Annotated in this window: 10 protein-coding genes; 5 read left to right on the top strand and 5 right to left on the bottom strand. The window is 69.5% G+C overall.

Annotation, left to right across the window (positions count from 1 at the left end):
- A partial coding sequence (locus tag ACWDS7_RS41725) for a hypothetical protein (RefSeq protein WP_451933790.1) occupies positions 1–266 on the top strand: 266 nt, incomplete at its 5' end.
- Here ACWDS7_RS41725 and ffh read toward each other — a convergent pair.
- The 5 genes from ffh to ACWDS7_RS41750 form a co-directional block, all read right to left on the bottom strand.
- The gene (gene ffh / locus ACWDS7_RS41730) at positions 244–1,797 is read right to left on the bottom strand and encodes a signal recognition particle protein (protein ID WP_306856593.1); all 1,554 of its coding nucleotides are present in this window, start codon (positions 1,795–1,797) and stop codon (positions 244–246) included. The genes ACWDS7_RS41725 and ffh overlap by 23 nt on opposite strands.
- 118 nt (positions 1,798–1,915) lie before the next feature.
- Positions 1,916–2,476 carry a GTP-binding protein gene (locus ACWDS7_RS41735; protein ID WP_306858536.1) on the bottom strand — a complete coding sequence of 187 codons (561 nt, stop codon included), beginning with the start codon at positions 2,474–2,476 and terminating at the stop codon, positions 1,916–1,918.
- 13 nt (positions 2,477–2,489) lie between these two features.
- On the bottom strand, positions 2,490–2,888 hold the full coding sequence (locus ACWDS7_RS41740) for a DUF742 domain-containing protein (protein WP_451933791.1): 399 nt from the start codon (positions 2,886–2,888) through the stop codon (positions 2,490–2,492).
- Positions 2,889–2,972: 84 nt separating this feature from the next.
- Complete coding sequence (locus ACWDS7_RS41745; RefSeq protein WP_197048434.1) at positions 2,973–3,386, bottom strand: roadblock/LC7 domain-containing protein; 414 nt, start codon at positions 3,384–3,386, stop codon at positions 2,973–2,975.
- A 43-nt stretch (positions 3,387–3,429) separates the two neighbouring features.
- Positions 3,430–6,564: a nitrate- and nitrite sensing domain-containing protein gene (locus ACWDS7_RS41750; protein ID WP_451933792.1), complete on the bottom strand. Its 3,135-nt coding sequence runs from the start codon at positions 6,562–6,564 to the stop codon at positions 3,430–3,432.
- 481 nt (positions 6,565–7,045) lie between these two features.
- Here ACWDS7_RS41750 and ACWDS7_RS41755 point away from each other — a divergent pair, with 481 nt between their 5' ends.
- The 4 genes from ACWDS7_RS41755 to ACWDS7_RS41770 form a co-directional block, all read left to right on the top strand.
- A complete protein-coding gene (locus ACWDS7_RS41755; protein WP_451933793.1) occupies positions 7,046–8,026 on the top strand; it encodes an ABC transporter substrate-binding protein in 981 nt (326 codons plus the stop codon).
- Positions 8,023–8,811 carry an ABC transporter permease gene (locus ACWDS7_RS41760; RefSeq protein WP_451933794.1) on the top strand — a complete coding sequence of 263 codons (789 nt, stop codon included), beginning with the start codon at positions 8,023–8,025 and terminating at the stop codon, positions 8,809–8,811. Before ACWDS7_RS41755 ends, ACWDS7_RS41760 begins: the two co-directional genes overlap by 4 nt.
- Positions 8,811–9,602 carry an ABC transporter permease gene (locus tag ACWDS7_RS41765; protein ID WP_451933795.1) on the top strand — a complete coding sequence of 264 codons (792 nt, stop codon included), beginning with the start codon at positions 8,811–8,813 and terminating at the stop codon, positions 9,600–9,602. Before ACWDS7_RS41760 ends, ACWDS7_RS41765 begins: the two co-directional genes overlap by 1 nt.
- A 9-nt stretch (positions 9,603–9,611) precedes the next feature.
- Positions 9,612–11,193: ATP-binding cassette domain-containing protein (locus ACWDS7_RS41770; protein WP_451933796.1), on the top strand; the 1,582-nt coding region annotated here is incomplete at its 3' end.

Consider the following 11,193-nt stretch of genomic DNA (forward strand, 5'->3'; position numbering starts at 1 on the left):
GCCAGGTCGCCGGCCAGCCCGATTACTTCCGCGAGGCTGTCGCCGACCACGGCGGCGATCAGGTCTTCACGACGTGGGAAGTGCCGGTAAAGGTTGGCCGGGCCGATGCGGATCTCTCCGCCGCCCCCGCTCCGAGGTCCTACTTGGGCCGCACTCCCAGCAGTTCGAGTGTCGCCAGGATGATGAAGCCCACCATGATGACCAGCCAGATCCATCCGGCCCGTCTGTGGAACTTGCCGTCGCTCACTTCTGCCCGGGGAGCTTGAACTTCGAGGGGTCGAAGCCCGGCGGCAGCTCCAGGCCCGGCGGGAGCTGGCCGGCCCCCAGCTTGCCGAGGGCGCCGCCCGGCTTGGGGGCGCCGTCGGAAGCGTCGGCGGAGGGGGCCTTGCCGAGAGCCGCCTTGCGCGGGTCACCACTGACCCGCCGGCCCTTGGCCGCCTTCTTCTGCGCGGCCTTGTTGGCCTTGCGCCCACCGGGCATGCCGGGGATGCCCATCCCGCCGGCCATCCGCTTCATCATCTTCTGGGCGTCGAAGAAGCGGGTGACCAGGCCGTTCACCTCGGTCACCGTCACGCCGGAGCCCTTGGCGATGCGGGCCCGGCGGGAGCCGTCGATCATCTTGGGGTTCTGGCGCTCACCCGGGGTCATCGAGCGGATGATGGCGGCGATGCGGTCGAGGTCACGGTCGTCGACCTGGTTGAGCTGCTCGCGCATCTGCCCCATGCCGGGCATCATGCCGAGCAGGTTCTTGATGGGGCCCATCTTCTGGACCATCATCATCTGCTCGAGGAAGTCCTCCAGCGTGAAGCCCTCGCCCGAGGTGAGCTTGCCCGCCATCTTGGCGGCCTCGGCCTCGTCGAAGGTCTTCTGGGCCTGCTCGATCAGGGTGAGGATGTCGCCCATGTCGAGGATGCGGGAGGCCATCCGGTCCGGGTGGAAGGCGTCGAAGTCCTCGAGCTTCTCACCGGTGGAGGCGAACATGATCGGCTTGCCGGTGATGTGGCGGACCGACAGGGCGGCGCCGCCACGGGCGTCACCGTCGAGCTTGGTGAGCACGACGCCGTCGAAGCCGACGCCCTCCATGAACGCCTGGGCCGTGGAGACGGCGTCCTGACCGATCATGGCGTCGACGACGAACAGGACCTCGTCGGGCGAGACCGCGTCGCGGATGTCGGCGGCCTGCTTCATCAGCTCCTGGTCGATGCCCAGGCGGCCGGCGGTGTCGATGATGACGATGTCGTGCTGCTGCCGCCGGGCGTGGTCGATCGACTGGCGGGCCACCTCGATCGGGTCCCCGACGCCGTTGCCCGGCTCGGGCGCGTAGACCGCGACGCCGGCGCGCTCGGCCATGACCTGGAGCTGCTGGACCGCGTTGGGACGCTGGAGGTCGGCGGCGACCAGCATGGGCGTGTGGTTCTGGTCCCGCAGCCAGCGGGCGAGCTTGCCCGCCAGCGTGGTCTTACCGGCACCCTGGAGACCCGCGAGCATGATGACGGTCGGCGGGGTCTTCGCGTAGCGGAGCCGCCGGGTCTCGCCGCCGAGGATCTCGATCAGCTCGTCGTTGACGATCTTGACGACCTGCTGCGCGGGGTTCAGCGCCTGGGAGACCTCGACGCCGCGGGCGCGCTCCTTGACCTGGGCGACGAACGTCTTGACCACGGGCAGCGCGACGTCAGCCTCGAGCAACGCGATGCGGATCTCGCGGCAGGTGGCGTCGATGTCGGCATCCGACAGCCGCCCCTTGGAACGGAGGGAGGAGAAGACCGATGTAAGCCGGTCGGAAAGCGTCTCGAACACGTGATTGGCCAGCCTCTGCGCTACAGGTCTGCGACTCGACCCCCCAGCCTATCCGTTGGGAGGCGCCACTAACGCCCCTACGGTCGGCGTCCCCGCCCGGGAACGCCTGCCCGCGTGGTCAGCGTCCCCATCCGGGAACGGCCATCCGCATGGTCAGCGCGTGCTCCACCAGCGTGATGAGCGTGGCCTTCACCGCGTCGCGCGAGCGCGCGTCGGTCCGTGAGATCGGGATGTGCGGCGCCAGTGTCAGCGCCTCGCGCACCTCTTCCTCACCGTGCGGGTAGGTCCCGTCCCAGCCGTTGACCGCGACCACGAACGGGAGCTTGGCCTCCTCGAAGTAGTCGATCGCCGGGAAGCTGTCGGCCAGCCGCCGGGTGTCGACCAGCACGATCGCACCGATCGCACCGCGCACGAGGTCGTCCCACATGAACCAGAACCGGTGCTGGCCCGGCGTGCCGAACAGGTACAGGATCAGATCCCGGTCCAGCGATACACGGCCGAAGTCCATCGCGACCGTGGTGGTGGTCTTGTTCGGCGTGAGACCCAGGTCGTCGATGCCGGCGCTGGCGTCGGTCATCACCGCCTCCGTGGTCAGCGGCAGGATCTCCGAGACCGCTCCCACGAACGTGGTCTTTCCCACACCGAATCCACCGGCGACGACGATCTTCGTCGATGTCAGGCCGCCGCCGCGGCTAGAGCCTGCGAAGTCCACTGAGCACCCTTTCCAGCAGGTTGAGATCCGGCTTGCCCGCGTCCAGCTGCGGCTGATGCAGCTGGACCAGACCCTCGGCCGCCATGTCCGCGACCAGGATCCGGGTCACGCCGAGCGGGATGCGGAGCATCGCGGAGATCTCAGCGACCGAACGCACTTGCCGGCACAGGGCGCTGATCGCCTGATACTCCGGGGTGCGGGTGGACAGATCATGATGTGCGGACGTCGCCGAGGAGACCAGGGCCTCCATGGCGAGCTGGGTCCGGGGGGCGGTGCGCCCCCCGGTCACGGCATACGGCCGGACCAGGGAGCTCTGCTCCATCGGCGCCGGTTGCATGAGATGTGAAGGACCACCCTGTTGCCGATAGAGATCGTCCATCGACTGATAAGGCGACCCGCCTAACGGGTCACCTTCACCGGTCCAACCGCGGCCTGTCACGGCATCCTCCTAGGATCATCGCCCTCACCTGGGATGGGAGGCCTGGAGTTCGGCGCGGACGGCCGGTGTGAGCACCTGGCCCGCTCGTTCGACAAGCAAGGTCATCTGATAGGCCACCAGCCCCATGTCACAGTCGGCGGCGGCCAGCACGGCGAGACAGGAACCGTCACTGATCGACATGATGAGGAGCAGCCCTCGCTGCATCTCCACCACCGTCTGGGTGACCGCCCCGCCCTCGAAGACCCTGGAAGCACCCTGGGTCAGGCTGATCAGACCGGCCGCGACCGCCGCCAGCTGATCCGCCCTGTCCCGGGGAAATCCATCGGAATACGCCAACGGCAGACCGTCCGCCGACACCACGACCGTGTGCGCCACGCCTGGGACGTTGTTCACAAAGTCAGTGATCAGCCAATTGACCCCCCGGGCGGCCTGGCTCATTTCGCGCACGTGTCATCCTCCTTGGCGACCATGATGAGCTCGCTCACCGGTCCTCCTTGTTTCCTTCAACATCCCGGCCGAAGTCGGGATACGGCTGCCCGTCACCGGCCTCGCCCCGGGCCGCCGCGCGGCCCTGCCGCACTCCCTTCTGGAAGCTCGCCAGCCTGTTGCGCACCGCCTCCGGGGAGACGGTCGGCCGGAGCACGGGGGTCTGCGAGGCCGCGCCCGCGTCGGGGGCGGCCGTGCCCGGCACCAGGTTCGCCTTGGGCACCCGCTTGGGCAGCCCGGAACCGGTGATCCCGCCGAGCGAGGGCTCGCTCGCCGCCTGGGCCGCCTGCCAGCCCGCGTCCGCGGGTGAGGACCAGGCGTCGGACGCCGGCGCGGGCGCGTCCGCTTCCTTGAGCTCCTCGGTCAGGTCCTGGACCGGGGCGGCGGGCTCGACCTTCTTGAACCAGTCGGACTCGACCGCGGCGAAGATCGGCAGGAACTCCTCCTTCGCCTCTTCCATGGGCGAGGAGTCGCGGACCACGGGCAGCGGGCCGGTGTTGTCGGCCACTTCGAAGGAGCGCCGTTCGAACGGCCCCGGGTCGGCGGTGGACGGCCAGCCCACCGAGTCGCCCTCACGGGACGGCGGGTCGGGCCAGACTCCGGAGTCGCCATCGCGCATCGACGCGTTCGACCACATCCCGGAGTCGCCCTCACGGGACGGCGGGCCAGGCCACGCCGCGGAGTCGCCCTCACGGGACGGCGGGTTCGACCACATCCCGGAGTCGCCATCGCGCGCCGGCGGGTTCGACCACACTCCGGTGTCGGCCTGGGAGGTGTTCGGCCAGCCGGAGTCGGCGCCCGGCGGCGGCACGTGGCCGGGCCAGGGGGTGTCGACCGGCGCCTGACCGAAGTAGCCGCCGCCCGGGGAGGGCTGCGGGGCCTCGAAGGAACCGAGCTGTCCGATGTCGAAGGAGTTGAAGGAGTGCTGGGCGGCGTCGAAGGAGGCGAACGTCGGCTGCGCGGGGTCGAGCCCGGTGGGACTGGCCAGCGCCGGCGCCCGGTCCATCGAGCCCATGGCCCCGGCCCCGGCCCAGTCGCCGCCCGGCACCTGACGGGCGCCGGAACCGGAGAGCAGGGCCTCGGGGAGCAGCACCATGGCGGTCAGGCCACCGCTGTCCTGCTGGCGGAGCTGCACGCGGATGCCGTGCCGCAGCGCCAGCCGGCCGACCACGAACAGGCCCATGCGGCGGGAGACCGAGACGTCCACCACCGGCGGGTTGGCCAGCCGCCAGTTGGCCCGGCCGAGCTCCTCGGGGGTCATGCCGATGCCGATGTCGGTGACCGAGACCATCACGCCGCCGCCGTCGATGCGGTTGCTGGAGACGACGACCTTGGTCTCCCTGGGGGAGAAGGAGATCGCGTTCTCCACCAGCTCGGCGATCAGGTGCACGACGTCGTTGACGGAGGTGCCGACCACGGACACGCCGCCGGAGATCCGCAGGTCGACCCGCTCGTAGTTCTCGACCTCCGACAGCGAGGCGCGGACCACGTCGATCAGGGGGACAGGCTGGCTCCACCGGCGCGCGGGCTCCTGGCCGGCGAGGACCAGGAGGTTCTCGGAGTTGCGGCGCATGCGGGTGGCCAGGTGGTCGAGCCGGAAGAGGCTGCCGAGACGGTTCTCGTCCTGTTCGCCCTGCTCCAGGTTCTCGATGAGGGAGAGCTGCCGTTCGACCAGGGTCTGGGTGCGCCGGGAGAGGTTGACGAACATGGCGTTGACGTTGCTCCGCAGCGTCGCCTCCTGGCCCGCCAGGCGGACCGCCTCACGGTGGACCTCGTCGAAGGCGCGGGCCACCTGGCCGATCTCGTCGTCGGAGGCCACTCCGATCGGGATGACGTCCTCGGCCGCGGCCTCGCCGCTCTCGCGCATGCTCTGCACGGTCTCCGGCAGGCGCTCGCCGGCGATGAACAGCGCCTCGGTGCGCAGCGTGCGCAGCGGCTTGACCAGCGACCGCGCCATGATCGAGGTGATGATCAGGACGAGGATGAGCAGCAGTACGCTCAGCCCTCCGGCGATCAGCGCGCCACGCTGCTCGTCCTCCTGCAGGACGCGGCTCTGCGCGATCAGGGTGTCGGCGATCTGCTTCTCCACCCTGCGCATCCGGTCGATGCCGTCGGAGGAGGCGTCGAACCAGGTCGTCTGGTCGCCGGCACCGGTCCTGGAGACGTCGACGCGGACGAGCGGGGAGCCGTCGACGGCCAGGACGAGGGCACGGGCGCGCATGGACTCCGCGCGGTCCTTCTTCTGGCTGCTCACGGTGTCGTCGTAGAGCTGCCGTTGGGCGATCGACGCATCGGAGCGGAAGGTCGCCAGCTCGCTGTCGCGCTGCGCGCGGGCGGCCAGCATGGCGTTCAGGCCCTCGGAGGTGAACCCCCTGGCGGCGAGGGCGACGGCGAGGTTCGCCCGTTCCCTGGACGCTTGCTCCTTGGCCCTGGCCAGCGCTCCGAAGGCGGACGCGCTGCCGGTGAGCTCCTGGTCGGCGACACCCTGGATGATCTCGTCGTGCAGGGCCAGCAGGTCGGAGATCGTCCGGGAGTACATGGCGATCGTGGGCTGGGCGGGGAGCTGGGTGCCGACCGCGGTCTTGCGTACGCTGCCGAGCTCCTCGATACGGCTGCGCATCTGGGCGAGCTCGCTCCGGCCGCGCTCGCCGAAGCCCTCGGCGGCGTCGCTGCCGGTGATGATGTCGATGCGGTCTTTCACGCTCTTGGCCACCTGGTCGACGGCCTTGTACTGCTCCTGCAGCCTCGCCCTGCCGGTGCTGCCGCGGCCCTGGGCGACGAACCGGGCCGACAGGTCGCGTTCGGTCTCCAGGTTGTGCGCCAGGTCGCTCAGGTCGGCGACGAGCTCGGCGCTGGTGCGCACCTGCTCGTACTGGGCGGCGGTGCTGATCGAGGTGACCACCCGCAGACCGCCCAGGACGATCGCGGCGGCGGTGGGGATGACGATGAGCGCGATCAGTCGCGTCCGCACGCGCCAGTTCTTGAGCGCGAGCTTGCTGCCGTTCTTCTCGGTCCCACGATCACCGAGGTCCGGAGCCGGGCCGCCCTCCGGCGGCACCCCCTCGGCGTCGAATGCCGGGGGAGGTTCCGCCCCGGATTCGCGTTCGCTGGGGATTGACGCTGTCCTCACTGGCCTCCGCTACCTCTCCTCGGATCGTCTGCTTGGAGGGGATCGCGTCACGCATTTGATGTGCAGGTGACGCCGACGCATCCATGGGGTAGGGGTTATTGGAGCACAGCCGGAAGAGTTCGGCCAACAGCACATAACTCGCATTTTATGCGTAACCGGTACAACTAGGCCGTAACCGGACAGTCACTCTCCGACTCGCGTGCAAAGTTTCACAAAGTCGCGAAATCCATTTCTTGACACCCTGGGGTGCGACGACTAGACAAATCCCAGTCGTCGCGATTCATGGACGCGCGGTAAGCAGGCCCGGTTATGGCCCTTTTGCCCCATTAGGCCGATATTTGTAATTTGGGCGATCTACTCCGCTACTCTGATCCGCGGTCGGCATACCCCCCTTGATCACGTGCCTCCCGGGACTGTCTCCATGTCGCCCGCTACTTCAGCGAGTTCCGGCGGGGCGGTGAAATGCAGCTAAGGAGACCCCATGAGGTTCAGACTTGCGGGCCGGGCGGCCATCGCAGGGCTCGCTGCCGTGCTGGCACTGAGCGCCTGTGGTGGTTCGGACGACAAGCCCGACACCGCCAACGCGAGCGGGCTGGAGAAGTCCAAGATCTCGATCGGCGCGCTGCCCATCCCTGACTCGGCGGCGCTCTACATCGCCGACAAGAAGGGCTTCTTCAAGGCAGAGGGCCTGACCGTCGACATCCAGGTGGTCCAGGGTGGGGCCCAGGCGCAGCAGAGCCTGTTCGGCGGCTCCCTCGACGCCACGCAGACCAACTACGTCTCGACCTTCCTGGCCACGGCGGCCGGCAACAAGCCGAAGATCATTTCTGACCTTTACCAGGCGACCCCCAACTCTTTCAACCTCATGGTGGCCAAGGACTCCTCGATCAAGACCCCGGCCGACCTGAAGGGCAAGAAGATCGCGGTCAACAGCCTCAGGAACATCGGGACCCTGGCGGTGACCTCCGTGCTCAAGACGCACGGGCTCACCGACAAGGACGTCGAGTTCCTGGAGTTCCCCTTCCCGGACATGGCGGGCAAGCTGGAGCAGGGCGTGGTCGACGCGGCCTGGATGACCGAGCCGCACCTGACCGCGGTCCAGAAGAACATCGGCGCCCAGAAGCTCGCCGACACCATGGTCGACTCGACCGCCGACTTCCCCATCGCCGGCGTGATCGTCACCGAGGACTTCGCGGCCAAGAACCCCAAGACCGTCGCCGCCTTCCAGCGCGCGGTCGCCAAGGCCCAGCAGATCTCCGCCTCCGACCGCAAGGCCGTGGAGGAGATCCTGCCGACCTACACCAAGATCGACGCGGCCACCGCCGCCGTCATCACACTCGGCACCTTCCCCACCAGCCTCGACGAGACCCGTCTGCAGCGGGTGGCCGACCTGATGCTTGAGCAGGGCCTGCTGAAGAGCAAGATCGAGGCCAAGTCCCTCCTTCTCGGAAACTCCGGGTGATCGGACGGCGCCTGCTCGACAGCAAACCGCTCTGCGGCGCCCTCGGCGCCGCGGGGCTGTTCTGCGTCCTGGAGGCAATCGGCCGGACCGGGCTGATCAGCCCGATCGTGTTCCCGCTGGCCTCGACGGTGCTCGGCCGCGCGGCCGCGCTCGTGACCGACGGGGACTTCCTCCTCGATGTCGTCTCGACCCTCGGCGCCTGGGCTCTGGGGCTGCTGCTCACCGTCGTGGTCGCGGTGCCCGCCGGGTTCCTGCTCGGCACCCTGCCGCGGGTGGAGACCGCCCTCCGTCCCATCCTGGAGTTCCTGCGCCCGATCCCGTCGCTGGCGCTGATCCCGCTGGCGCTCGCGCTGTTCTCCGACAAGTTCGACATGAAGATCGTGCTGATCGTATACGCGGCCACCTGGCCGGTTCTGATGAACACGCTGTACGGCCTCAAGGACGTCGACCCGGTCGCCAAGGAGACGCTGCGCAGCTTCGGGTTCGGCCCGCTGGCCGTGCTGTGGCGGGTGTCGCTGCCGAGCACCGCGCCGTTCGTCGCCACCGGCGTACGGCTGGCCTCGGCGATCGCGCTCATCGTGGCGATCAGCACCGAGCTGCTCGCCGGCGGCTCCGACGGCATCGGCGTCTTCCTCATCGAGGCGGGCGGCAGCTCCGACGCGATGCAGTACATCGTCGCCACCTCCATCTGGGCCGGGGTCATCGGCCTGGTCTCCAACAGCCTGTTCGTGCTGGCGGAGCGGCGGATCTTCCGCTGGCACAGCGCCCGGACGGAGGTCGTCTGATGGGACGCGCCCTGCGCGCCGTCGGCCGCCTGTGGGCGGTCCCGGTGGTCCTGGTGGTGTGGGAGCTCGTCACCCGCGCCGCGGAGAACCTCTCCTTCCCGCCGCCGACGGAGATCGCCGCCAGCATGTACCGGATGTGGCTGTCCGGCCCGGCCGAGCGGCTCTGGCTCACCGACGCGGCGCTGGAGAACATCCCCGCGAGCATCGGCCGGCTGCTGGCCGGGTGGCTGCTGGCCGGAGTCGTCGGGACCGCCCTCGGGCTCGCGATGGGCCGCCTGCCGGTGCTCTTCCGGTTCGTGGACCCGCTCGTGCAGTTCGCCCGGGCCATCCCCCCGCCCATGCTGCTGCCGTTCTTCATGGCCCTGTTCGCCATCGGCCCGCAGATGCAGATCAACGTGATCGTGTTCGGCATCATCTGGCCGGTGCTGATCAACGCCGGTGAGGGCGCCCGGCACGTCGACCGCCAGCACCTGGACACCGCCAGGGTCTTCGGGCTGTCGCGCGGGCAGCGGCTTTTCCAGATCATCCTCCCCTCCGCGATGCCGAAGATCTTCGCCGGCCTGCGGGTCAGCCTGTCCCTGGCGTTGATCCTGATGGTCATCTCCGAGCTGGTGGGCAGCACCGACGGGATCGGCTTCCAGCTCCTGGACGCCCAGAGGTCTTACGATCTCCCCGGCGTGTGGGGGACCATCGTGGTGCTCGGTGTCTTGGGATACGTGCTCAACTCGGCGTTCCTCGCGGCCGAACGACGCGTCCTGTCCTGGCACCGGGCCGCCAAGCAGACGACCTGAGGACCTGCTGTGCTTGAGATCTCCAACCTGTCCCACACCTACGGCAGCGGGCCGGGCGCCCACACCGCGCTGGGCGGCATCGACCTGACGGTCGCCGAGGGCGAGCTGGTGTGCATCGTCGGCCCCTCGGGGTGCGGCAAGTCCACGCTGCTGCGCTCCATCGCCGGGCTGCTGCGGCCCACCGGCGGGCAGGTCGTGCTCAACGGCTCCCCCGTCGAGCGGACTCCGGACAACCTGGCCGTGGTCTTCCAGGACTACAGCCGCTCCCTGTTCCCCTGGATGTCGGTGGCCGACAACGTCTCCCTCCCCCTGCGGCGCAAGGGGATGGACAAGAAGCAGCGCAGGACGACCGCGCTGGAGGCGCTGGAGCAGGTCGGCCTGGAGGGCGCCGCGGCCAAATACCCGTGGCAGCTGTCCGGGGGCATGCAGCAGCGGGTCTCCATCGCCCGGGCCCTGGCCTACCGCCCCACCCTGCTGCTGATGGACGAGCCCTTCGGCTCGGTCGACGCCCAGACCCGCGAGGAGCTGGAGGACCTGACCCTGCAGGTCCGCAGCCACCACAACATGACCATCGTGCTCATCACCCACGACATCGACGAGAGCGTCTACGTCGGCGACCGTGTCGTGGTGCTGTCGAAGTCCCCGGCCGGGATCGTCGGCGACCTGCGCGTGGACCTGCCCGGCCCGCGCGACCAGATCACCACGCGGGAGCACCCCGACTTCGTGCACCTGCGCGCCGAGGTCGGCCGCCTGGTCCGCGGTATGCGGAGCGGGGCGGCCCCCGCCTCTGACGACGAGACGGCCCCCACCTCCGGAAGCACGGCCCCCGACGACGAGACGGCCTCCGCCTCCGAAGACACGGCCTCCGACGACGAGACGACCTCCGCCTCCGAAGACACGGCCTCCGATAACGAGACGACCTCCGACGACGAAGCGACCCTCGCCTCCAACGACGAGGCGACCTCCGACGACGAGGCGACCCCCACCTCTGGCGACGAGGCGACCCCCGCTTCCGAAGACACGGCCCCCGACGACGAAGCCGCCCCCTCCGACGACGAGGCGGCCTCCGACGACGAAGCTGCCCCCACCTCCGAAGACACGGCCCCGGCCCCCGGGGCGAAGGCGCCCGCCTCCCAGGAGCCGGCCTCCGCCTCCCGACAGGGAACTCCCGACGAAGGAACAGGAGTGTCAATGAGCGACCCACAGGCACCGGTCTGGGATGCGATCGGCGGGGTCTCCCGCTTCGCGGCCCTGGCCACGATGGCCGAGCTGGGCTGCGCCGATCACCTGAAGGACGGGCCGCTGAGCGTCAAGGAGCTCGCGGCCCGGTGCGGGGCGGACCCGTCCGGGCTCGGCCGGGTGCTCCGCCAGCTCGCCTCCATGGGCATCGTGGCAACGACGACGCCCGGGGTCTACGAGCTGACCGAGGCGGGCGCCACGCTCCGCGAGGACGCGCCCGACACGCTGCGCCCCGCCGTACGGATGATCGCCCAGGAGGGCTTCTGGTACGGCATGGGCACGGTCGCCCAGACGGTGCGCACCGGCAGGTCGGCCTTCATCGAGCGGCACGGCCCCCTCTACGGATACCTCA

This window comes from Streptosporangium sp. NPDC003464 (genome assembly GCF_053588315.1).